Raw genomic sequence first — 23587 nt, 5'->3', positions numbered from 1 at the left:
ATGACTTCCAACGGCGACCATGACCGACGACCGATCGAAATCTCGTTCCCTATCGAACAGGTGAACGAAATCGCGAACAAGGAAGCCCACGCGAAGCGGTATTACCGCCCCGTCTATACAATGCACAAGTGGTGGGCGCGGCGACTGGGCTCAGTCTTCCGTACAATGCTCCTGTACGCCCTGGCAGACGAAGAAATGCCTGTCGACGGGGAACGACAGTCGACGCTTGCAGAGGAAGGGGGCCTTCCAGATGTGGATTGGGAGAATCCCGATGCACTCTGGGAATACTATCTTGAAGACGTTGATTTCGGGGACAAGACCGTCCTTGATCCGTTCATGGGTGGTGGGACAAGCATCGTTGAGTCGCTTCGCATGGGGGCCAATGCGATCGGGAGTGAGCTCAACCCAGTAGCGTGGTTCATCGTCAAGAAAGAAGTCGAACCTGTCGATTTAGACAAACTCGACGCAGCATACGAACAGATCGAAGAGACAGTCGGTGAAGAGATCAAGGACTACTATCGAACGAAGTGTCCCGACTCAGATCGGGAAGGCCAGGCGATGTACTACTTCTGGGTCGATGAACTTCCGTGTCGGAACTGCGGCGAAGATGTCGCACTGTTCAAAGACTACCGACTGGCAAATGCCCGCTCCTCGAAAGACGACCACTACAATGTGGTCTGTCCCGAGTGCTGGCACGTCTTCGAGACTGATGACTATCGCACTGAAACCACCTGTCCTGAGTGCGACCACGAGTACGTCCCAAAAGAAGCGGGTAATGTCTCCCGCGGATCGTATACCTGCCCCCACTGCGACGACCATCCTGAAATGTCTATCATCGAGAGCGTAGATCGCTTTGGGAAACCCGACAAGTCCCTCTACGCTGTGGAGTACTACTGTCCTGAGACGGATGAGAAGGGGTACAAGCCTGCCGACGAGTTTGACCGCGAACGGTACGCCGACGCCCAAGAAGAACTCGAAGAGATTCGTGACGAGCTCCCAATCCCGACAACAGAGCGGTATCGAGGAAGTTCCGACCGTGCGAGAAACCACGGCTATGAGCGATACGACCAGATGTTTAACGCGCGCCAATTGCTTAGTCTCGGGAAGTTACTGCGTGAGATTGGCAGCATTGACGATCAGAATATAAAGGAGTTTCTTCTGCTTGCGTTTTCGAGTTCTTCTGAGTTCAACAATATGCTCTGTGAGTACAATCGGTCAGCGAACAAGCTTGAAGGCATATATAAACGGCATACTATCACCGCTCGTCACACCCCGATTGAGAATAACTTCTGGGGAACTGAATACGGACGTGGAACATTCTCTGGGGAGTTCGACAAAATGCGGGCGGGGAAAGAGTTCTGCCTGAATCCCTACGAGAAGTACATCGAGGACGGCGAGACGAAACAGCAAGACGGTGTGGGCAAAATCGAGGGTTATGTCGCTGATGACCCAGACCAACTTGGACAACCCGTCGAAGGAACAGAAAATGCGACGTACAACACCTACCTTCGCTGTGGAACCTCAGAGTACCTTCCTATCGAAGACGACAGTGTAGATGCCGTCATCACAGACCCACCGTACTTTGACAACGTGATGTACGCCGAGGTAGCAGACTTCTACTACGTCTGGCTCAAGCAAGTTCTCGAAGACGAGTATGAGCACTTCACTGCCGAACTTACACCGAAAGCCAGCGAAGTGGTAAGCGACCCTGCTGGCGAGGACAGCGTCGACACCTACCGCGATGAGGACCACTTCGTTACGGGCCTGACGAACGTCTTCGATCAAGCGAATCAGAAACTCAAGGACGACGGCATCATGGCCTTCACCTTCCATCACAAGGAAACAGAAGGGTGGAGCACAGTGCTGAAATCCGTTCTCGAAGCGGGATTCTACGTCACGTCCCTGTATCCAATCCGTGGCGAGATGCGTGGGTCGACACACATCCATGACAAGGCTAACATCGAATACGATATGATCGTGGTCTGTCGGGACCGAGACGAAGACCCTGAGACTGTTAGTTGGCGCTCGCTGGAAGACGAGATTTATTTCCGCGCCGAGGAGGAGATTAATCGTCTCGAAGAGAGCGGCTCGCGGCTCACGCAGGGCGACGTGTTCGCGGTGACAATGGGCAAGTGCCTGGAAGTGTACTCGCGTCACTTCCCGAACGTCACTCACGAAGGCGAGCAGATGACTGTCGATGCCGCGGTCGAGACCATCCGTGACATCGTCGACGACCAGCTGATGGAAGAGCGGGTGCAGACGATGAGTGACGAGATGGATACTCTCAGTGCCGTCTACCTCACTTATGTGCTCGGACGCGGTGGGACGATCTCCTACAACGCGCTGAATAAGGATCTCCGCCAGCGAGGAGTCGATGTCGCTGAACTTGTCCACGAAGATTTGCTGGAACAGGAGGGAGACCACCTGAACGTCCGCGGACCACTGGACCGTGCTGACGACGTCGAATCCAAGCGGAACACCCTCGCAGTCGACAAGGCCCATTACATGCGCTACCTCTACGAGACGGACCAACTGGCACAGAAGTTTGGAAAGTGGGCCGACGAGGGCTCGATCGCTGCGCTTCGACGACTGGCTGAAATCGAAAATGACGACGAGTATACTGACATCGCAGACTATGTCGAAGAGCGGACGGACACACAACTTGATCTCGAAGACTTCTCGTAACCATGCGACGGCGAATACCCTCTCGCACTGACGTTTATATTGGAGGGCGACACCAGTTGGGGGTAAACAGATGAGTTTGGATATCGGCTTTCACGTGCACTCGCAGGACGCGGCTGAGCGACACGGAACATTCAATGAAGAGATGAGTTCAGTTGAGTTCCTGCGGAGCGTCCATCGGATGGAGAGTCTTCCATACGATGTCACTGTCTACGGGCTTGACGATTTTCTCCGTGCTGCAGATGAGCCGCTCGAAGCGTGCGATTACGTCCACGGAATCTTCCGAGACCATGTGAATTTTCTACTGACAGAGAACCCTCGTGTCCAGTTCGTGGTTGAGGATATCGAATACTGGGATGAACCGATACTCCGCAACAAGGGCGACGAGATCCCACTCAAGCGGGTGTTCCATGGGATTCAGCAAGAAGGCGCTGGCTGGTACTACAGCAATATCAATGTGCAATCATAAACTTCTTGAGATCGTTCCTTCTCCAATAGTGGCTGGAAGGGTCACTGCTTAAACGATACCACCGTCCCAACTGAACACATAACGCTGGCGACCACTGGCAAGATGACATCGTCACTATTGATAAGTCGGCGCTGGATTGAGTGGGAGCCGACTGATCAGCAGTCACGATAGTGTTGATATCCCAATACGCGATACCCACTGCTCATACATTGTATCGGCACTTCATTAAGTCGTGTTCAGAACAGGGGAGTCGGAGCCAAAAGAAAATTGGTGCCACTGATATTCTGACAGACTCTATATAAGATGTGCTCTATCTATTATTTTGAGCAAATTCTCGAACGTAGTGTCTCACTGTACTTGGTTCAACATCAAGAATTGTAGCGATCTCCTCCCGAGGAACATCCTGAATTTCCCATAGATAAGCAGCAATCGCAGGTTTACCATACGCTGCGATATCCACAGGGATCTGCGGAAAGCCATCTGGCTCAAACCGTGTCTCATCAAAGCGGTTAATCAGCATAAACCTCGTTTTGGCATCTAAACGCTGATGATATGGATATTCGATAAGTTCACCATCAGGCGTCTCTACTGTATAGGCTGGGTCGGCTACGTTAAAGACGTGAAGAATCGGGCGACCCATCCCAGTATTTTCCATACGTAAGGTCTGTGCTCTGTCAACTATATATCTAATCCCTGTGAAAAGTCCGTACAATTTGTTGGGAAATCCAGGCTGAGGGGATAACTTATTAGTACCCCCTTCGAATCACCAGATGCGTTCGACAGAGAACACGGACGACGGCCCGCAAGCGGCCTACTACGAGCAATAGAGCGAAGAGAAACATCGCTGTCGGAGGTCAGGATAGGCACGATACCAAGAATAGAGTGGGCGGAGCCCACTGAGGTTTGATGGCATTCAGGAACAGGTAATCAAACGAACGGTTCGAACGTAGATCACCCCTGACACCCTCAGACGGAGATGCACTGACTGAGGTTCTGGAGGGGTTCCATACCACGAGAGACATCTATGTCCACAGAGCAGACACAGATCACGGAGCACAGTTCGCAAATGCCGTTCCCGCTGAGTCGGGACAGGACAGACCACCCATTTGGGTCTGTTGACGAGGATATCGTCTACTCCGCGAATCGATTTGCAACTAAACTCGGTCGCCAGTACAATCTCAACCCAACACGCCAAGAACAGTTCAAGGTCGGTCGTCTCGGTGAGTACATCGCTGCGACTTACTTCCAAACGCAGGTTGATCGGACAATCTACCCTGCAGACCAGGGTGATGGGGGCTCTGATTTCACTGTCCATGGCCGCGATATTGACGTCAAGACTTGCTGGCATGGACCCCGAGAACTATCAGTCGATTCCGATACCCTCGGTAACGCCGACGATTACTTGCTCGCCGAGTACAGCAATGGGATCATTCGGCTGCTTGGGATCATCTCCGCTGGCCGACTCCGTCAGATTGGTCAGCACAGTCCATACGACGAGCGTGTTCATCTTAGACCTGAGTACCTCCGCCATCTCCCAAAGAAGGAAATCACGCCCGAAATGATCAAGCAAGAACAAGCGGGTCGTCTGAGACGAATATAACCGATACCTGCCGCTATATCGTCTAATGCTGAGGTGCCAGCAACGATAGCTGACACCCTCAGACGAAGATGCATGTGAAACCACGTATGACGAGCGAATAAGCGTTACCCAATGTTCACGACCTGAACAGAGGTGAAAGAGACACAATGAGCGCGGTTCAGACAACGAGTTAGTGGTAGCGTCTCCCACTACAGCTGTATCGCTCTATTCGAACAGTCGGCCCCGTTGCAACTCTATCATAGCTTAATGTAGGTGACTACTGTGTTGCGACCGTCCCGATCAATAACATGAACCTGTCGATCACCTCGATGGCGAGATCGTTGAGGTAGATAGGAAAAACGCGTCCCATATTGTAGATTGGGGTTGGGTTACGATCAGTTCTATCTGAGCCAGTACATCTTCCTGCACTACCTCACGGGCCGCTATATGATTTCAATTCCTGATCTTCAATTTCACTATCAGGTTTGACCTCCATCCTAACTGGCGTCTTTGTATATTCGGCCAGTGCTTTTGCTGCCTCATACATTGCATTATTCTGGTATTGTGTTTGGTTGGATTTTTCACTTACTCTAAAAGGACCAAGACGATATCGCGGATATTCAGTATCTTGTGATGGGCGAACGAATTCGAATGTGTAGTGTTCTATAGTACGACCAAACTGCTGAACTGCCACAGATACTTCAGGATTATCTCGTTCGTTGTGGGCATCTGTCGGCTCCGTGATTTCTATCGCGGTAATCTCAGTCACTTCTTCATGGATTTCTTCGAGATCGGGCTCAGTGGTTGAGGAATCTCCTGGCATAATTGCTTGCTCTCATTGAGTGCTAGTCATTTGATCTACTTTAATATTTTAAATTAGCAGTTTTTATTACCTGTTAACATGAATAGACAGGTCCCTTGTCTCTGAGATATAGATCAGTCCATAGTTATCCACCAAACAATTTTTGTTATTGGTTGTTCTCACTCCTAGCATGAGCGGAGACAAGATTGAGAAACGCCAGTGGACTTGCCCGAAATGCGGTGCCTCAAATTTGACCCAGTCTGGAGGGAAGAAGAAATGCAGTAACTGTGGATACGAGCCATAGTAATGGCAATTCTAACAGGGATTGGTTGGATAAATGTCCTAAGACAGTGGTTTCTGATACTACTTTTCATAATTGAGGCAATAGCGAAAGTCTATCTGAATAGAGAGCACCAATTTGGGATCGTCGAGGATCACGATCTCTATGATGAGATCTCCCAGAATCAACGCGGAACTGCATTGGCTACAGCGAGTCTGGTCTTTGCAGGATTAGCTATCATCCTCTCTGAAAATCCTACCCAATATACCTCCCAGATTGAGGTGTTCTCTGCAGCATTTGGTCTACTCTTGATTGCAGCATTTGCCCACGAGCTGACACTCACTTATCGATTTGTGCTGACTCTCCAAGAGATGTCGCTGGAATACGGATTGCTCTTTATAGTCTACGGACTTTTTTTGCTGATTGCTGACCTCGTTCCCGACGCAGCACCAGTGATGTTGCTTGTTTTTCTCATTGTTATCGGTTTCCGATTTATAAGCGTGAAGGGAGAATTAGAGGCGCACTACAATGAATAACTAATTGGAACCTGTATCCAGTACGATCGCTGAAACCCATCATCAATTGAGGGTTTCAACAGAGTCAAACCATTGATTATCCCACTGGAATTTACTTATCCCCCACCGTCACGATCCTACAGTAGTATCGGGGGAGTGATATTAGGAGGAGGTAGTCACCGTTTCGACACTTTCACTGGGACACTCACGGGTACACGGTCACGATAACACAGCGAATCAGTTGGTCATCGGCCCCGTTGTCTTCGCAGAAATTTTGGTTGTAAACCCGTCATAGAAAGACTCACACGGCGCTCATAGTCTGTCTCACCCTATCCCTTATCCACCGATCGAAAATGTGTGCGAAAATTGGAAGAAGTATAAACAAAAACATCAAAGATAGTATAAATCCTGGGCCGCCAAAAGCGAACAGTGGTGTGATGAAGGCTACGATAAGTATTATAGAGAGTGCTAAAAGTCCATTTCTGTTTTGTTTGCGAACTTCTTCTGTCAGGCTTTGATATTTGTGCCAGCTGTCGGGGATGTCCTTACTGTCCCTGCGTATCACATCCCAAACAACCTTGGGGAAAGAGATATTCTTTATGTCACGACGGGTGTGGGTAATCGCTATATCTGCAGTCAAATCTGTCACACTGAAAGGTTGCTTGGGCTTGACCCACTCCGTTGTGCAATTCTTACATTGAGATACTTGAAAATTGGAGTCAAATACCCTGATTACGGGATTGTCTAACTCTTCCCCGCAGAATGGGCATGTTTTGAGGGAATTATGGTATAGGCGTTGAGTCGGTATCAAATCAGATTGAGAATTGACTTCTCCGTGGTGCGTTTTCTCGTCTATATGAGTGACTTCTTCCTTCGCCTCAGTAATGATCTTTTCAATGACCGTGGTCATTGAGTCTGTAACCTCATCAGTTCCTTCACGGACCTCGTCAGTAAGGAGGCGCAGATCATGGAGATCCGACTCTCCAAAGTCATCATCTGTCGCCACTCGATCGAATACATCCCGCATCTGTGCCAGTTGTTGGGAGAGCCTGTCCAATTCACTTATCGTGTCCTCTAATCGTTGGTTTGTGGCTGGGTGAAGTGAGCCAATAGAGATGCTTTGTAGATTCTCAATATTCGACTGAAGCGAAGTGAGAGCATCATTGACTTCGTCTTTGGTTTGTGTATGAGTTTCTGACACCTGTTGTAGGGATGGACTACTACCTGATCGGGATGCCTGTGCTGTTCGCCTCATCGAATCCAGTTTTTCTAACCCAGTACTGAGATTTTCGTTGGCATTGTATAGTTCCTTCACGCAGGTATGATGCTTCGAAATGGCATACGGCAGTTGGTCACTGTTGAGAAACGCTTGCAGTGCTCTATTTTCCTCTAAGCCTCGTTTCTCAACTGTGCGGTTCTCCTTCAGTTGCTGACGGCGTCGTTGTCCCCGCCCTGTCGGTGCTTGTCTGTTATGGTGGATTGCGTCGTGGCACTGCTTACAGACAGTTTGGAGATTGCTCAGTTCGTGTGATCCACCAGACGCTCTGGGTACAATGTGATGAGCGTGCAGTTCTGCATTTCCCCGAGGACCACCTTTTGCGCCGCAATTCTGGCACTGATAGTTATCTCGCTGATAGACCCTTTTTCGCCGTTGATCCCAGTCAGGTGGCAAGTCCCGACCCATTGACAAGTAATTGTTAATGAATTCGCTTCAATTTTGGGGGCGAATGGATCAGTTCTGCATATGGTTTGACTGGATTAGAGCCACTGTCCTACACTGACAGTACAGTGCCTTTCTCAGCCATACGACCATGATATGTGTAAGAGTAATATTGCCTATTCATTCATTGACTCTCCACTTGTGGGGCTTTGTCGTTTCGACGGCGATGGAGATTTTGGCACTGTATTCTTTCCCATCGTGGATACATCGTACTCTCGGGCGGCTGACTCGAACGTTCCCGTAGTAGATCGGTTTTCCACAGTGCTGAATCTCTATCGTGGTTTCTGGGTGGCTGAGTAGTTCGCTCCAGTAATCAGGATGCAATTCTCCGAGTCCAGCGACTTTCGTGAATTGTGTTTCTGTCATCGTTAGTGTTGGTCGTATTGATTGGTGTCTGTCTACTGCCCCTTTTATACCCCGAAAAATCAGTACTGCCCGATTTCGGGATACAGAGGGGACTGAAATGCCCAAAAACAAAAGTGTAAAGTTAGTACGGGTAGAATTCAGAGAAGACAGTCAATCAGTCCATTGCGCCACCTGCGTTGTACTTCTCAAAGTCAGTCGGACGGCCTTCGACGTCGACGCGATCCACGCCACCACCGTTCTCGATATCTTCAGGAGCAACTGTCTCCTCGACGTCGTCACTCCCGCTGTCGTCATCGTACCAGTACTGTGATATGCCTACAAAACGGGGGAACTCCGATTGGTCGGGTCGCCACTGTCGAATGCCTCTCGCCCAGAGCAACGCATAGAATCTCAGTGGGCCAGTATCGGCCTGGAGAACACGTGGGATATTTGCGTTACTGGAGCCGTCATATTCCGCCATTCCGCCCAGATATTTACACAGTTCAGGGGGCAACGCCGTCGATTCTGGGACGCCGTCTCCTACAAGTGCGGTTTCTCGATTCTCTCTGTCTCTACCCTCGGGGTCGTGGCGAACATCCACCGCCGCAGGACCGTGATTTCGTGGTCTTGCTTGCTCGACGGCGTCGAGGTGTGCGTCCACGGCAGGAAGAATATCCACGTCACTGAGGACAGCGTCAGGGTCCTTGACCCACAGGGCATCGTGGATGTGTGCGTACCCGTTCGCGTGGGGTTCTAATACCGACAGTCGAGCATACGTCAGTCCGTGGACATCCTCGATATGCCTCTCATAGGCTCGATACACGTTGTGGTTCCCATCGAGTAGATCGTCGAGGTGATCGGCTGGGGGTTGTGGTTGCCCATTTTCGCCAAATGCTCTCGCTCGACGAGTGATGAACACCGTGGTTAAATCGTTGCCCCACAAATCGCGGGCGGCTCGATCAACACCGAGGGTTCGCCCGTACCTGTCCTTGCTCGCTTGCTCTGTGAAACGATGGCTGTTAGGAGAGACATTCTTCTCGTCTTCCCACGTACTGCTGGCTTTCCGTTGTCGCCACACATACGACTCAAATTCGTCTCTGACGTCGCCCCACGTCCTCGCCCGACCTTTGACCGTCACGGCTTCCTCACGGAGACTGACGCCGTCTCTGGCGGTGAGATATTGGTCTCTGAGGCTTTCGACAGCGGTTGGATGGGAAACCGTCTGCTCGACAGGGTCAATCCCGACGTCGGTCATTCTGCACCCACCTTCCCATCGCGGAGATTTCTCTGGAGCCGCAAGCGGGCTGGTAGAAAGTCAGTTGGCAGATCTATACTATTGTTCTCGTTATCGTTCGCGTCCGTAGCAGACATTTATGATCCCGAGAGGTGGACGCATCGACTGACAGCAATCTGTCGTCAGTCTTATTTCGATAGAAGCCAAGAAGGAAGTGAAGATACGACTATTGCTTCCCTGACCGCGCTGGGACGCGGTTGGCTCCATCGAACCATATTCGCACGACGGCGAACGGATAGGCTCATCGCCGTCGATCTGAATGGCGTGCATTCCTCTCATTATATCTATTGTCGCTAGAAACACTTAAATGCTACGAAACAATCACTGATAAAGATTTGGTTATTAGAAGATAGTGCCCGATATAGTAGTACCATGTTTGATTACATACTCGTTCCCCCCATACATATCTTCATAGCTTTTCAATTGGTATCAGATTACAAGAGGGGAGCGAGAAATATTGGCGCTATCAGATTGTCATAGAGGTTTCGAGGGGTCAGCGGGACGGAACTGATATTTGGAATTAGTATGAACTTCTACAGGAGGTGTATTCTGCCAATGTGGTTTTCCTCCGATGACTCATGCTCCACATATCGTCAAAGATTCCTGAGATCCCCCGCTTGATACGGACAGTTATCTTATAGGTTCCGAGAATTTTAAATGGTGAACAAGCCCTATTTGCTGGTACAGTACTTGGTTGGACGCCTCACATCCCCCGAGATAATCGGGTAACAAAAGCCCCTTCGCCTGCCAAGCGGGTTGGAATACTCGCACTGGATCACTCGATCTGCTGGTCGGTGTCAACTTCCACGGAGCGCACTGGGAGTTGGCTACGCCACAAAGTCCCTCCCTGTGGTGGTCGACCTGTCCCCGAGTAATCTAACAGGGAAGCAAGATCGAGTGTCACACGGCAGGAAGGAACCACACCCATGGTGTATATTCCACCGACGGATTACCGTTCTTCCAATGGAAGGGTGTATAGTACAGTTTCTGGGGGAGAGTACATCTTTACTGCAATAACATATGTACTGTAGTTCTCCATGTGATGATGGTATAACAATGGAGGGAAACGGCCCTTTCTAGATCAGACTTCGTTCAGGTATTGGCGTCTCACCTCGGCTCGTTCGTCTTCACTGCGTTTGTCGTAGTGCTTGTCGATCGTCTTCACCGAGACGTCCATACGGTCACTGACTGCTTTCTCAGGCACGTCGTTCCGTAGCCAGTGGGTGATGCTTCCACGACGGACATCGTGGGGACGGACATTGTGCGGACATTTGATGAAGTCTCTAAACGTTCCAGCGTATTCACAGTCCTGTGGGTCCTTGTCGGCAGGACACGGTTGTCCGTACTCGCAGGGGACTGTGAGACGATACATGTGTTTGTTCAAGTGCGATTTGGACATTCGACCACCCTTCGAGGAACTGAACAGAGGGTGTCGCCCGTACTCGTCTGTGGCAGGGGTTCGCTTGTGCTCAATGTAGTCGTCCACGACTGCGGCAGTCTCAGTGTCGATCGTTACAAGACGGTTCCCTGCTTCCCCGTTCTTGAGTCGGGTGTCCGTGTCTGGACGGTGACGGAGCCGTATGGTTTCCTGTTCATAGTCAAAATCCTCCACGTCGAGGCTATGCAACGCCGACATTCTCACTCCCGTATGCCATTGGAGGGTGAACAGGACGTGTTTCAGGCTTGCATACTGAAATTTCCGCAAATACGCCCGAATCGTCGTTGCTCGCTCGTGGCTCAGGAATGTTTCTCGTTCGTTCTCACCGTAGTCTAACGTTGGGACATTGATCTTCTCGGGAATGGACGGATCAACCGCATCAATCGAAACGCAAAACCGCATGAAGGTCCGCAACGCCGAGAGGTTTGTCCGCAGTGTAACTTTGTTGATTCCGTCGCTACGCCAGTTCTTGAATCGGGTGAAGTCTCTTCCAGTGATCTCGTTCAGATTCTCGACACGGGCCGTCTCGTCGTTGTCTGCGCCTTCGCACCAGTCGACGAAGAACCCTAACTGGTAGCGTTTGGCCTGGACAGAGTTGGGCGACAACTCGCCGTCAATGTCATTACAGTACATCTCCAACGCTTCTCGTGGCGTGATCGGATCGAGTGTTGACATCGGTGGGCTCCTGAAGTCCACGAAGGCGCGGCCCCGAACCAGCGACATTACCACGGGGGCCATTCGATGACTCGCCATAACGCTCGTCTGACGAGTACGAATAGCCCCGAGCAGATCGTCTGTCACGTGGACATGGACTGTTTTTACGCCGCCTGCGAGCGGTTGCGCGAGCCCGAACTCCGTGGCGAGCCAGTCGTCGTCGGGATGGGCTACGAGGACGGCGACGACCACGGGGCCGTCGCCACGGCGAGTTACGAGGCGCGCGCGTTCGGCGTCGAGAGCGCGATGGCGATCTCCGAGGCCCTGGAGCGACTCCCGCGCCGGGCGGAGACCGACGGAACGGGCGCGAGCGAGCGCGACTCAGCGGAGGAGACCGGCTACTACCGGCCCGTCGACATGGACTATTACGAGTCCGTCAGTGAGGACGTGCGGGCGATCCTCCGGGACAGCGCGGACGTCGTCCGGGCGGTCAGCATCGACGAGGCCTACCTTGACGTGACCGATCGGACGGACTGGGACGGCGTCGAGGGGGTCGCTCGCGACCTGAAAGCCCGGATCGAATCAGCAGTCGGCGTCGTCGCGAGCGTCGGTGTCGCACCGACGATGAGCGCCGCGAAGATCGCAAGCGACGCCGACAAACCGGACGGACTGGTCGTCGTCGAACCCGGCGACGTCCGGGAATTTCTCGCGCCGATGGACGTCGAGGCTGTCCACAACGTCGGCCCCGTTACCGCCCGTGAACTCCGCGAGATGGGCATCCAGACCGCGGGCGATCTGGCTGATTCCGACCCCGACCGGCTGGTCGATCGCTTCGGCGAGCGCGGCCGGGAGATCTACCGGTTCGCCCGCGGCGAGGACGCCCGCGAGGTCACGCCCCGAGACGACCCGAAGAGCTTCTCGCGGGAGTCGGCGTTCTCCGAACCCGTCGCGGACATCGACCTAGTATACGAGCGCGTTCGAACGCTCGCGACCGCGGTGGCAGAGCGTGCTCGCCGGGAGAGCGCGCTCTACCAGACGATCGGGATCAAGGTGGTGACGCCGCCGTACGACGTGCACACGCGTGCTCGATCGCTGTCCGGACCTGTCGACGATCCGGATCTGGTCGAGGCGATCGCGACGGACCTGCTTGCGGAGTTCGATGACGCCCGCGTCCGCAAGGTGGGCGTTCGCGTTTCGAAACTGTCCTTCACCGACCGCGAACAGGCCAGTCTCGACGGGTTCGACGACAGCGACGAACAAGCCGGCCAGGAGCAAGGCGATCGGTCCAACCGCGGCCCGGAACACACGCGAGACGATGACCAGCTGACCCTTTCGGACTTCTAGCGTTCCCCGATCGGCGTCCACGAGCGGCCGCGCTCGCCGGTGTATCTCGATTCGGGGCGGATCAGGCGGTTGTCCTCAAGCTGTTCCAGCGCGTGGGCCATCCAGCCACCGACCCGGGCGATGCCGAACGTCGCGGGGAACAGCTCCTGTGGGACACCGACGCCGTGCAACAGTGCCGCCGTGTAGAACTCGACGTTGGTCTCCAGGTCGCGATCGGGCTTGTACTCGGCCAGCAGATCGACGGCGACGTCCTCGAAGTCGGTGATCGTCTCGAAGAAATCGTCGTCGTCATCGTAGAACTGCTCGGCGGCGGCCTCGAGGACGGCCGCACGGGGGTCACGCACCCGGTAGATCCGGTGGCCGAACCCCATCAGTCGCTCGTCGGCCTCGAGTTTCTCCCGAACGTACGCCTCGGGGTCGCCCGACTCGTGGATCTCCTTGAGCATGTCCAGCACGGGCCCGGGCGCGCCGCCATGGAGCGGTCCTTTCAGCGTCCCGACCGCGGCCGTCGCCGCCGAAACCACGTCCGACTCCGTCGAGACGACCACGCGCGCCGTAAACGTCGAGGCGTTGAGTCCGTGATCGACGACGGCGTTGAGATACGTCTCCAGCCCGCGAACCGCGCGCTCGTCCGGTCGCTCGCCGGTCAACATGTAGAGGTAGTTCGCCGCGTGGCCGAGGTCGGGGTCGGGTTCGATCGGCTCCTCGCCCACGCGATATCGCCAGTAGGCCGCCACGATCGTCGGGAACGCGGCGACGACCCGCAGGGCGTCGGCTTCGGGATCGCCGTCCTCGGTGCCGAGGTTCGCCGCCGCGGCCCCCATCCGGAGCGCGTCCATCGCTGGTTTCTCCTCCTCGGCGGCCCGTCGCAACACCGCCAGCACCTCGTCGCCGATCGCCCTGCATTCGGCCAGATCACTGCGGAACGCGGACAGCTCTTCGGCGTCCGGAAGCCGGCCGCGAAAGAACAGGTACAGCGTCTCCTCGAAGGTGGCGTTGTCGGCCAGCTCCTCGACGGGAAACCCCCCGATGATCAGTTCACCGGCCTCGCCGTCCATCGTGCTCAGGCGTGTTTCTGCGACGGCAACGCCGTCGAGACCCCGGTTGACTCCAGTCATGCCCCGTCGTTTCAGGGCCGGCGATATATGTGTCTCGGCTTCGAATCGGTCGGGCGGGCGAGATGGCTGCCGTCACGCCCCGCCTAGTCCAGCCCGTTCTCGAGGTTCTCAAGCAGTTTGCCGACGAACAGCCCCGTCCGCGGCGCGATCGCATCGGGGTCGTCGGACGGTATCTCGGCCGGGTGGGCGGCCAGCGTTTCGACGAACCGCTCGCCGTGCGTCATCGTCTGGAGCATGTCCACGACGTCGACCGTCAACCCCTCGTCCGAGGTGTCCATCCCGGGGTGGCGTCGCTTTTCGGCCTCGGTATACTGGATCGTCCAGGCCGGTCCGCCGACGACGTCCACGATGTCCTCGACCGGGCCGATCTCCAGTCGCTCCTCGTGGCCGACGTAGACAGTCCCGTCCTCGACGAAGGTCTCGTAGCGCGTCATCTGTCGCCGGTCGCGTCGGTGTCACCCGACAGCTGCTGTCGCGTGTTCCGAACGATCGGTACTCGTACTTCGTCGCCGACTGCCAAAGTAGTTGACCTGCAGACGGCCGTCACTCCGCGTTGCGGTGTTCGGCCAGCGCCTCCTCGATCGAGAGGTCGCCGACTGCGACGCGCCGGGCGAGTTCCTCGTCGATCGCGCGGTTGGTCTCGCTCGCCTCCCGCGAGCGGTCTTTGATCCGCTGGATCTCCCCGGCCGTGGGCTTGACGTCGCGCGAGTCGATCGGTTCGCCCTCCATGCGCGCGATGTTGACCGCTGCCAGCACGTCGCCCATCCCGCGTGCACCGGTCCCGAGATACGGGGTCGTCCCGGTCTCGTCGACCAGTTCGATCGGCGCGTCGATGTCGTCGATGACCCGCGCGCCGACCAGCCGCGCGCCGTCGCCGATCCGCACCAGCGGGTCGACCGCGTCCTCGAGTTCCCGGGCGACGACCCCGGCGGCCTCGGCGGCCGGCACCTGAAACGCCGCGACGACGACCTCGCCCGTGAGGACGGCGATCCCCGGCTTCTCGCCGGGATCGATGCCGACGACCGTCCGCCCGTGCCCGCCCCTGAGCCGCGCGAGCGCCTCCTCGACCGCACGGCGTGGCGTCTCCGGGTCGCCAGTCACGATCGGCACGTCCGGGGGCGTCTCGACGGACTCGCCGGGGCCGACGATCACCAGCGACGTGCGATCCGGCAACTGCTCGCCGGGTTCGACCGTGGTGAACTCGACGCTGCGGTCGCGCAGCGCCGTGACGACCCCGTGGTAGACCTCGAAATCCGCCGTGGCGACGACGATCATTCGTCTCCAGTCACGACGCCTCGGCAGTAAAACCCACCGACCGGTCAGACACCGATAGGCGGTCCTCCAAGTGCGGTGACGGGACGGGATTTACTGTTCCGGGCCACAAACGATCGGACATGGCCCGATACGTCGGCGTCGACTGGGCGTCGCGCGGCTGGTTGACCGTCGCCACCGACGGCGAGGAGTGGACGGCGCAGATGCACCCGTCGATGCACAGCGTCTGGTTCGCCCACCGCGATGCGGCGGCGATTCTGGTCGACGTCCCGATCGGACTCCCCGAGGCGGAACGCCGGGAATGCGACCGACAGGCCAAGGCGTTCCTCGGGGAGCGATCGAGCAGCGTCTTCTGGACGCCGTGTCGGGCGGCCGTCGAGGCCCCGACCTACGAGCGAGCCAAGCAGGAAAACGAGGATTGCCGCGGGGACAGCCTCTCCAGTCAGGCGTGGGGACTGATCCCGCGCATCCGGGAGGTCGACCGGCTCCTCCGCGACGGGGTCGACGCCGAAGCGACGATTCTGGAGTCCCATCCGGAGGTCTGCTTCCGTGCACTGGGGGGAGGCGAATCGCTCCCCTCGAAACACGACGCGGACGGGCTCGAAGCCCGGCGCACAGTGCTCGAAGCCGTCGACGACTCGATCGCAGGCGTCTACGAGGACTTCGAGGAGTCGCTGATCGAATCACAGCCCCAGTGGGCACGACGGATCGGCGAGTCGAACCGGGACGACCTGCTCGACGCGATGGGACTGGCGCTGGCGGCGAAACGCGGCGCCGGAGACTTCCGGACGCTGCCGGACGACCCGCCGCTCGACGCCGAGGGACTGCCGATGCAGATCGTCTACGCCGGTCGTCGGTGAGCGTTCACGCTGGTATCGACTCGCCCGGCGCGTGGAAACCGCGCGCTTCGGGGCGCGGAAGCGTCAGAGCAACCCGTCCTCTCTTGCGAGCAGCAGTCCTTCGAGCGTTGCGTCGTTCGCGGGCGGTTCGCGCGCTCGTTCGAGCGCCTCCTCGACCGGGACCGGCCGCACGTCGAGGAACTCGTTGTCGTCGTGGCTCATCTCGACTGGCTCTAGCCCTTCGGCGAAGACGATCCCGCGCTCGTGGCGGAGCACGCCGGTCGCCGTCCAGAACGACTCCAGCAGAGCGGTCCCGGACGGATCGAAGCCGGTCTCCTCGCGGAGTTCGCGCGCGCCGGCGGTCGTGAACGACTCGCCGTCCTCGACGATCCCCGCCGGCAGTTCCAGACAGTGCTCGCCGATCGTCGGTCGGTACTGCTCGACCATCACGACCGTGTCGTCGGTCACGGGCACGACCACCGCGGCGGGCGGCAGTTCCGCCCAGTAGTAGCGCTTGTGCGAGCCGTCGGGTTGCTCGACGAGGTCGTAGCCGCCGGTGTACCATCCCGTCTCGTACTCGATTTCCGATTCGACGATCGGCCAGTCGTGTGTGTCGTTGCTCATGGTCTCTGTGTCGTGTTCAGCCTGTAAAACGTGACGCTCTCCCCGGCGGTCGCGTTCGCCCGGACGAAGACCGCGTCGCCGTCGGCCGCGGCGGGGTAGTTCGAGCGGAGCGCGCTCAACTCGTCGAACGGCGAGTGGGTGAACGCGCCCTTGATCCCGACGGGGCCGCGCCAGTACGGGTCGGCGTAGCCCGTCCCGTTCGTCGCGTCGGCCAGCGCCGCGGTGGTGTACTCGTAGCGTCGCTCCGAGAGGGTGGCCGCATCGACGGCACCGGAACGGTGGTCCGTCGTCAACTCGTCCGCATCGACGGGTGTCGCCGTGAGATAGTAGGGGTCGCCGCTCTTGAGCACCCCCGGCAGCGCGCCGAGCGCGAGCAGCAGTACGACCACCGCGAGCACGCCCAGCAGGAAGTTCCGCGCGATCGGTCGCATGTCAGCCTCCCCGCAGGGCGTCCCGGTAGACGTCGCCGAACGCCTGCCGGCGGAGCGTCCCGACGGCGGCCTCGCGCTCGTCCTGGAAGGTCGCGGCGACGACCGTCTCCGCGAAAGGGGCCGCGTGCCAGGCGACCTGCCGGACGTTCTCGCTGCCGATCTCACGGACCTCGTAGTCGGGGTGGTCCACGCGCCACGCGTCGAACTCCTCGCGAGTGCCGACAGTCACGGCGAGTGATTCGGCGAACAGGACCTCTCGAGCGGTCTCGATCACGTCGCTCGTGACGCGGTCGCGATACGTCTCCCGGTCGAGTTCCATGGCCTTCGCGACCTCTCTGACGACGACCTGCGCGGTCGATCCCAGCGCCTCGTAGCGTTCGCGCGCCGCCTCGAGCGTCTCCGGCGCGAACTGCCCCTCGCGTTCCATGCCGTCCCCTCCGGGCCACAGCGTCTAGTCCGTTTCGCCTCTCGGTCCTCGCCCGAACCGCCGCCCTCGATGCGGCTGGACCCGTCGTCTCCGATTCGGCGGATCACCCCTCGTCTTCGATCCGGCGGGTCAGTTCCCGCGCTCGCGCGAGGATCTCCCGTGCTTCCTCATCGAGCGCGTCACCGTCGAGTGCGTGCTGCCCGGAATTCGGGACGCCTTCGCCGGCCCCGACTTCGGAATCGCGGACGTCCATCTCGTCGATCGGGTGGTCGACGGCCTCGACCGCGTCGCGTTTGCGCACCCGGGCCGCGAGCGTCTCCGGATCGTCCTCGCCCCAGTCGGCGAAGCGCTCGTCGAGCCACGCCTCGTGGTCGCCCCCGCGGATGACTGCCGTGAACGCCAGATGGTTCGCCAGGTGCTCGGCGTCGGCCTGTACCGCCTCACAGACTGGACAGCGATACGCCATGTCCGATCAGTGGAGCGAGCGAGTGATACGACTGTTGGCTCGCTTGTGACCCTCACCGCTGGAAGGCATGATAGTACAGGATCCCCAGCGCGGCGCGGCCGTCGCGCAGTTCGCCTTCGCGGACGGCGGCGAGGAGGTCCTCGAAGGAAGTCGTCGTCACGTCGATCGACTCGTCGTGGTCCAGATCGCGCTCGGCCGTGGGGGTACACCCCTCGGCGAGAAAGTAGTGAAAGACCGTGTCGGCGAAGCCGTTGGCCGGTTCGACGGTGGTGAGGTGTTCGACCCGTCCGGCCTCGTAGCCCGTCTCCTCGGCGAGTTCGCGCTCGACCGCCGCCGCGGGCTCGCTATCGTCGGGTTCGACCCCGCCGGCGGGCAGCCCGTAGTTGACTCGCCGGACCGGCTCGCGCCACTCCTCGATGACGACGACCTCGCCGTCGGTAGTGAACGGGAGGACCACGACGCTGTCGCCCTCGGCGACGTAATCGAAGTCCGTCTCGGTGCCGTCGGGCAGCCTGACGGTCTCGTTGATCACGTCGAACCCCGGGCAGGTGTAGACGGTCTCGCTCTCGAGGCACTCCCACGTCAGGTCGCTGTCGGTCATACTCGTACTGTCGGGCCGGAGGACAAACTGATTGTGGATGGTCGCGAGCCCAACCCGGGAGCGTTTTGACCCGCCGCCTGCAATCGGGCGGCATGGACGAGGAGATCCGCGACCGCGTCGAGGAGGCCGCCGAGATCGACGCGCTGTTCAACGCCCTCAAACACGACAGCGACGCACAGGTCGGAGCGATCATGGGCCCGCTGATGGGCGACAACCCCGAGTTCCGCGAGTACGGCGACCAGATCGCCGGCGTCGTCGCACCCGTCGTCGAACGCGTCAACGACATGGACGCCGAGGAAAAGCGCGATCGCCTCGGCGAACTCGCGCCCGAGCGTCTCGAGGCACTCGAACGCGACGACGAGGCGGACGAACGCACGCTCCCGGACCTACCCAACGCCGAGGACTACGACGAGGTCCGGATGCGCGCCGCCCCGAACCCGAACGGCCCCTGGCACATCGGTCACGCCCGGATGCCCGCCGTCATCGGGACCTACAAGCAACGGTACGACGGTTCGTTCATCGTCCGGTTCGACGACACCGATCCGGAGACGAAACGCCCGGACCTCGACGCCTACGACGCGATCCTCGACGACGTCGACTACCTCGGGTTCGAGCCGGACGAGGTATTGCGGGCCAGCGACCGCCTGGAGACCTACTACGATCACGCCCGAGAACTGATCGAGCAGGGCGGTGCCTACACCTGCACGTGCCCACAGGAGGCGTTCTCCGACCTCAAGAACAGCGGCGAGGCCTGTCCGCACCGCGAGAAAGACCCCGAGCGGACCCGCGAGGAGTTCGAGGCGATGGTCGACGGCGAGTACGAGTCGGGCGAGATCGTCCTGCGGGTGAAAACCGACATCGAGCACAAGAACCCCGCGCTGCGGGACTGGGTCGCCTTCCGGATGATCGACACGCCCCACCCACGCGAGGAAGCCAGCGAGTATCGGTGCTGGCCGATGCTGGACTTCCAGAGCGGGATCGACGACCACCTCACGGGCGTCACTCACATCATCCGCGGGATCGACCTGCAGGACTCCGCCAAGCGCCAGGGGTTCGTCTACGACTACTTCGGCTGGGACTATCCGGAGGTCATCCACTGGGGGCACGTCCAGGTCGACGCCTACGACGTCTCGATGAGCACCTCGACGATCAAGGCGAAGATCGAGGCGGGCGCACTCGACGGCTGGGACGATCCGCGCGCCCCCACCCTCAAGAGCCTCAGGCGCCGCGGGATCAGGGGCGAGGCCATTGTCGACGCGATGGCCGAACTGGGCACCTCCACCAGCAACGTCGATCTGTCGATGACCTCGATCTACGCGAACAACCGCGAACTGATCGACGAGGAGGCCGATCGGGCGTTCTTCGTCCGTGACTCGCACGCGGGCGACGACGAAATCGGGCCGGCCGTCGAGAAGCCGATCGTCGGCGGTCCAGACGCCGGTCAGCCCCCGGTCCACCCCAACGAGGACCGCGGTCGACGCGAGATCCCCGTCGAGGACGCGGTGCTGGTCGAGGCCGGAGACGTGCCCGCAGAGGGCGAGCGCGTCTGGCTGAAAGGCTACGGCTGCGTTCGCCACACCGGGGACGCCTTCGAGTGCACCGACGACGACATCGAGGTCGTGCGAGAGGGCGACGTCGAGGTGATCCACTGGGTCCCCGCCGAGGGCGCGGTCCCGACGCGCATGCGGACGATGGACGGCGACGTGACCGGCTACGCCGAACCCGGACTCACGGACTACGAGTCCGACGAGATGGTGCAGTTCGTCCGGGTCGGGTTCGTCCGGATCGACGCCCTGCCGGAGTCCGATGACGAACTGGTGACGTACTTCGCTCATCCCTGACGGGGCCGGGACGTGCCACTGCGGTGCGGCCAGGATGCCGACGCGCGATTCCGGTCGATTGCCGCCAGGATGCCGACGCGCGATTCCGGTCGATTGCCGCCAGGATGCCGACGCGCGGTTTCATCCGCGCGTCCGGGGAGGAACGGGGCGCGGTCGCGGTGGCGGTGCGGCCGCGGCGAGCGGCGCGGTCCGGTCGCGGCCACGGCGGCCGCGACTGCGGAAAGCGCCGGCGTAACCCGGGCGGATGCCGCGCCGATCGGCGCGGCACCGCAAGGCGGGCCTGGCGGACATGCAAAGGGCGAGGCGGGTGCGCCAGCACCCGCCGAGGGCTTTCTTGGGAAAGACTTTCGAGTGCCGAAATCCTACCCACGAATACAATGAGTGGCGAGCCAAGCGACGACGAACTCGAGGAGCTTCGCCAGGAAAAGATGGAACAGTTGCGCGATCAGGCCGAAGGCGGGGGTGACGACGAGGCCAGGCAGGCGGCACAGGAGCAGGCCGAGGCCCAGCGCAAGGCCGTCCTTCGCCAGCACCTCACCGACGGGGCGCGAAAGCGGCTGAATACGGTCAAAATGTCCAAGCCGGACATCGCCGAGCAGGTCGAACAGCAGATCGTCGCGCTGGCCCAGAGCGGCCGGCTGGGCGGCGAGCAGATCGACGAGGACCAGATGCGAGATCTGCTCAAGCAACTCACGCCGGATTCGAAGAGCTTCAACATCCGCCACCGGTGAGATGGACGCGGCCGTCTGCTTCAGCGGTGGCAAGGACTCGACGCTGGCGGCGTTGCTCCTGGAGCCGTTCTACGACGTGACACTGGTCTGTGCGACCGCCGGCCTCGCCGACAGCGCCGTCCACGCTCGCGAGGCGGCCGAAGCCGTCGACTTGCCGTTCGAACGGGTCGGACTCGAAGAGCGGATCGTCCGCGAGGCCGCCGAGCGGGTCGTCGCCGACGGGTTCCCGCGCAACGGCATCCAGGCGATCCACGAGCACGCCCTGGAGGAAGTCGCCGCGCTTGGGTACGACACCGTCGCCGACGGGACGCGCCGGGACGATCGGGTGCCGACGATCCCGCGCGCGTTCGCCCAGAGCCTGGAAGATCGACACGGGATCGACTACCTCTCGCCGCTGACGGGCTTCGGTCGCGGGGCGGTCGATCGGCTCGTCGAGACGCACCTCGACGTGGAGTCCGGGCCGAGCGAGACAGTTCCGAAAGCCGACTACGAGACGGAGATCCGGGCCGTCATCGCCGAGGAGTACGGTCAGGCGACTGTCGAGGAGTGTTTCCCCGAGCACGTCCAGACGCGCGTTCGCGGCCGGCAGTGACGGGTCGTCCACGGGAGCAGTGACCGAGGAAGTGGAAAGGTGTAAGTCACCGTAGCCGGAACTAGCGCGCAAATGGCTACGGACGTCAAACCGACCCGGAAGAACCTCATGGCGATCGAGGACCGGATCGAGCTCTCCGAGCGGGGGCACGACACCCTCGAGAAGAAGCGCGACGGCCTCATCATGGAGTTCATGGACATCCTGGATCAGGCACAGGACGTCCGCTCGGATCTGGAAGACACCTACGAGACGGCACAGCAGCGACTGAACATGGCCCGGGCGATGGACGGCGACATCGCCGTTCGGGGTGCAGCGGCCGCACTGAAGGAGCATCCCGAAATCACGACCCAGTCGAAGAACATCATGGGCGTGGTCGTCCCGCAGATCGAGTCGACGAGCGTCCGGAAGACGCTCGACCAGCGCGGGTACGGCGTGCTCGGCACGTCCGGCCGGATCGACGCCGCGGCCGAGGCTTACGAGGAACTGCTCGAACAGATCATCCTCGCCGCCGAGGTCGAGACCGCGATGAAGGAACTGCTCGACGAGATCGAGACGACCAAGCGTCGCGTCAACGCCCTGGAGTTCAAGCTCCTGCCCGAACTCCGCTCGAACAAGGAGTACATCGAGCAGAAGCTCGAAGAGCAGGAACGCGAAGAGATCTTCCGGATGAAAAAGATCAAGGACAAGAAAGAGGCCGAAGAGCGCGCCGAACGGGAGGCCGCCCAGGCAGAGCCCGTCTCGGCCGACGACTGAGTCGTTCGATCAGCGACTGACGATCGATTCGGCGCTATTGGCCGATCGCAGTTATCGATCGGTTACTGTTTTTCCAGCGCGTCTACCAGTACGCGGCAGTACTCCGGGATGTCGGCGACGACGCGACCCCAGACGAGGTTGCCGTCCCGGAACGCCGGTTCGTCGACCCAGGTCGCCCCGGCGTTTTCGAGGTCGTCTTTGATGCCGCGCGAGCCCGTCGCGTCCGATCCCTCGACGATGCCCGCGGAGATGCCGACCAGTCCGGCGTGACAGATCATGCCGACGATCTTGTGGTCCTCGGAGACCTCGCGGACGAGTTCGAGGACCGACTCGTCGCGGCGGATCTTGTCGGGTGCCCAGCCGCCGGGAACGAGGACCGCGTCCACGTCATCCGGGTCGACGTCCGCGGCCGCGAGATCGGTCTCGGCGGTGAGTCCGCCGCTCTTGCTCGTGTATTCGACGCCGGCTTCCATCCCGACGACGTCGATCTGTGCGCCTTCCTCTTTCATACGCATGTAGACGGCCCAGAACTCCAGGTCCTCGTATCCGGGGCCGACCAACATGGCGATGTGTTTCTCTTCGAGTTTCATGTTCGATCACCGCCGGTCACACGCGTCTGACAGCCGCCGCGTCACCACTGGCCGTCAGACCGCATTCCAGCGCCACGTCGAACTACGCGAGGTTTGTGCATAATCTTTTGTGGGGTCGTGCTCCGCAACCGTCGCGCAGCGGCCCGGACGCACGGTCCGGGTTCCCTCGGCCGTCCGGCC

At 59.2% G+C, this 23587-nt stretch carries 24 protein-coding genes and 1 pseudogene; 9 read left to right on the top strand and 16 right to left on the bottom strand.

The features are described 5' to 3' along the window. Together HSR122_RS09445 and HSR122_RS09440 are read left to right on the top strand one after the other, a co-directional pair. On the top strand, positions 1 to 2685 hold the full coding sequence (locus tag HSR122_RS09445) for a DUF1156 domain-containing protein (protein ID WP_229109459.1): 2685 nt from the start codon (positions 1 to 3) through the stop codon (positions 2683 to 2685). A gap of 70 nt (positions 2686 to 2755) precedes the next feature. Next, entirely contained in the window at positions 2756 to 3151 is a 396-nt protein-coding gene (locus HSR122_RS09440; protein ID WP_229109458.1) for a hypothetical protein, read from the top strand. A gap of 310 nt (positions 3152 to 3461) precedes the next feature. Here HSR122_RS09440 and HSR122_RS09435 read toward each other — a convergent pair whose 3' ends face one another. The 3 genes from HSR122_RS09435 to HSR122_RS09425 all read right to left on the bottom strand — a co-directional run bounded on the left by HSR122_RS09435 (position 3462) and on the right by HSR122_RS09425 (position 5553). After that, the gene (locus HSR122_RS09435; protein WP_229109457.1) at positions 3462 to 3806 is read right to left on the bottom strand and encodes a hypothetical protein; all 345 of its coding nucleotides are present in this window, start codon (positions 3804 to 3806) and stop codon (positions 3462 to 3464) included. 708 nt (positions 3807 to 4514) lie between these two features. Then, complete coding sequence (locus tag HSR122_RS09430) at positions 4515 to 4682, bottom strand: hypothetical protein (protein WP_229109456.1); 168 nt, start codon at positions 4680 to 4682, stop codon at positions 4515 to 4517. A gap of 481 nt (positions 4683 to 5163) precedes the next feature. Then, a complete protein-coding gene (locus tag HSR122_RS09425) occupies positions 5164 to 5553 on the bottom strand; it encodes a hypothetical protein (protein WP_229109455.1) in 390 nt (129 codons plus the stop codon). A 285-nt stretch (positions 5554 to 5838) separates the two neighbouring features. On the opposite strand from HSR122_RS09425, the gene HSR122_RS09420 reads away from it, so the two are divergent. Further along, complete coding sequence (locus tag HSR122_RS09420; protein WP_229109454.1) at positions 5839 to 6348, top strand: hypothetical protein; 510 nt, start codon at positions 5839 to 5841, stop codon at positions 6346 to 6348. Between the two features lie 280 nt (positions 6349 to 6628). Here the strand turns inward: HSR122_RS09420 and HSR122_RS09415 are convergent, their stop codons facing one another. From HSR122_RS09415 to HSR122_RS09405, 4 genes and pseudogenes are all read right to left on the bottom strand, one after another. After that, positions 6629 to 7642 (bottom strand): hypothetical protein, encoded by a 1014-nt coding sequence (locus tag HSR122_RS09415; RefSeq protein ID WP_229109453.1) that lies wholly within the window; start codon positions 7640 to 7642, stop codon positions 6629 to 6631. Positions 7643 to 7795: 153 nt separating this feature from the next. Further along, a pseudogene (locus HSR122_RS15035) lies at positions 7796 to 8011 on the bottom strand (HNH endonuclease); the annotation flags it as partial. A 556-nt stretch (positions 8012 to 8567) separates the two neighbouring features. Further along, entirely contained in the window at positions 8568 to 9647 is a 1080-nt protein-coding gene (locus HSR122_RS09410; protein ID WP_229109452.1) for a hypothetical protein, read from the bottom strand. Positions 9648 to 10767: 1120 nt separating this feature from the next. After that, a complete protein-coding gene (locus HSR122_RS09405; RefSeq protein WP_229109451.1) occupies positions 10768 to 11847 on the bottom strand; it encodes a tyrosine-type recombinase/integrase in 1080 nt (359 codons plus the stop codon). Positions 11848 to 11865: 18 nt separating this feature from the next. Between HSR122_RS09405 and dinB the strand changes: the two genes are divergently transcribed. Beyond that, positions 11866 to 13122, top strand: a complete 1257-nt coding sequence (gene dinB, locus HSR122_RS09400; protein ID WP_229109450.1) for a DNA polymerase IV — start codon at positions 11866 to 11868, stop codon at positions 13120 to 13122. On the opposite strand, the gene HSR122_RS09395 is transcribed toward dinB, so the two are convergent. From HSR122_RS09395 to HSR122_RS09385, 3 genes are all read right to left on the bottom strand, one after another. After that, positions 13119 to 14240 (bottom strand): citrate synthase/methylcitrate synthase, encoded by a 1122-nt coding sequence (locus HSR122_RS09395; protein ID WP_229109449.1) that lies wholly within the window; start codon positions 14238 to 14240, stop codon positions 13119 to 13121. The two genes, dinB and HSR122_RS09395, sit on opposite strands and share 4 nt — an antisense overlap. A gap of 83 nt (positions 14241 to 14323) precedes the next feature. Then, entirely contained in the window at positions 14324 to 14674 is a 351-nt protein-coding gene (locus HSR122_RS09390) for a hypothetical protein (RefSeq protein ID WP_229109448.1), read from the bottom strand. 109 nt (positions 14675 to 14783) lie between these two features. Next, complete coding sequence (locus HSR122_RS09385) at positions 14784 to 15515, bottom strand: hypothetical protein (protein ID WP_229109447.1); 732 nt, start codon at positions 15513 to 15515, stop codon at positions 14784 to 14786. Between the two features lie 119 nt (positions 15516 to 15634). Between HSR122_RS09385 and HSR122_RS09380 the strand changes: the two genes are divergently transcribed. Continuing rightward, complete coding sequence (locus tag HSR122_RS09380) at positions 15635 to 16372, top strand: DUF429 domain-containing protein (protein ID WP_229109446.1); 738 nt, start codon at positions 15635 to 15637, stop codon at positions 16370 to 16372. A 63-nt stretch (positions 16373 to 16435) separates the two neighbouring features. On the opposite strand, the gene HSR122_RS09375 is transcribed toward HSR122_RS09380, so the two are convergent. From HSR122_RS09375 to HSR122_RS09355, 5 genes are all read right to left on the bottom strand, one after another. Then, a complete protein-coding gene (locus HSR122_RS09375; protein WP_229109445.1) occupies positions 16436 to 16975 on the bottom strand; it encodes an NUDIX hydrolase in 540 nt (179 codons plus the stop codon). Further along, on the bottom strand, positions 16972 to 17406 hold the full coding sequence (locus HSR122_RS09370; protein ID WP_229109444.1) for a hypothetical protein: 435 nt from the start codon (positions 17404 to 17406) through the stop codon (positions 16972 to 16974). The genes HSR122_RS09375 and HSR122_RS09370 overlap by 4 nt, the downstream gene beginning before the upstream one ends. A 1-nt stretch (position 17407) precedes the next feature. Further along, entirely contained in the window at positions 17408 to 17833 is a 426-nt protein-coding gene (locus HSR122_RS09365; RefSeq protein ID WP_229109443.1) for a DUF5809 family protein, read from the bottom strand. A 103-nt stretch (positions 17834 to 17936) separates the two neighbouring features. Then, positions 17937 to 18299: a DUF5810 domain-containing protein gene (locus HSR122_RS09360; RefSeq protein WP_229109442.1), complete on the bottom strand. Its 363-nt coding sequence runs from the start codon at positions 18297 to 18299 to the stop codon at positions 17937 to 17939. A 52-nt stretch (positions 18300 to 18351) separates the two neighbouring features. Then, positions 18352 to 18900 (bottom strand): NUDIX hydrolase, encoded by a 549-nt coding sequence (locus HSR122_RS09355; protein ID WP_229109441.1) that lies wholly within the window; start codon positions 18898 to 18900, stop codon positions 18352 to 18354. A 92-nt stretch (positions 18901 to 18992) separates the two neighbouring features. On the opposite strand from HSR122_RS09355, the gene HSR122_RS09350 reads away from it, so the two are divergent. The 4 genes from HSR122_RS09350 (at position 18993) to HSR122_RS09335 (ending at position 22817) form a co-directional block, all read left to right on the top strand. After that, complete coding sequence (locus HSR122_RS09350; protein WP_229109440.1) at positions 18993 to 20741, top strand: glutamate--tRNA ligase; 1749 nt, start codon at positions 18993 to 18995, stop codon at positions 20739 to 20741. A gap of 377 nt (positions 20742 to 21118) precedes the next feature. Continuing rightward, positions 21119 to 21472 carry a DNA-binding protein gene (locus HSR122_RS09345; RefSeq protein ID WP_229109439.1) on the top strand — a complete coding sequence of 118 codons (354 nt, stop codon included), beginning with the start codon at positions 21119 to 21121 and terminating at the stop codon, positions 21470 to 21472. A gap of 1 nt (position 21473) precedes the next feature. After that, positions 21474 to 22064 carry a DUF7411 family protein gene (locus tag HSR122_RS09340; protein WP_229109438.1) on the top strand — a complete coding sequence of 197 codons (591 nt, stop codon included), beginning with the start codon at positions 21474 to 21476 and terminating at the stop codon, positions 22062 to 22064. Between the two features lie 72 nt (positions 22065 to 22136). After that, positions 22137 to 22817, top strand: a complete 681-nt coding sequence (locus HSR122_RS09335) for a V-type ATP synthase subunit D (protein ID WP_229109437.1) — start codon at positions 22137 to 22139, stop codon at positions 22815 to 22817. Positions 22818 to 22879: 62 nt separating this feature from the next. Here the strand turns inward: HSR122_RS09335 and HSR122_RS09330 are convergent, their stop codons facing one another. Continuing rightward, on the bottom strand, positions 22880 to 23407 hold the full coding sequence (locus HSR122_RS09330; RefSeq protein WP_229109436.1) for a DJ-1/PfpI family protein: 528 nt from the start codon (positions 23405 to 23407) through the stop codon (positions 22880 to 22882). Between the last annotated feature and the right edge of the window lie 180 nt (positions 23408 to 23587).

The organism is Halapricum desulfuricans (assembly GCF_017094525.1).
GTDB classification, from domain to species: Archaea; Halobacteriota; Halobacteria; order Halobacteriales; family Haloarculaceae; genus Halapricum; species Halapricum desulfuricans.
This window is presented reverse-complemented; position numbering and strand designations above follow the sequence as displayed.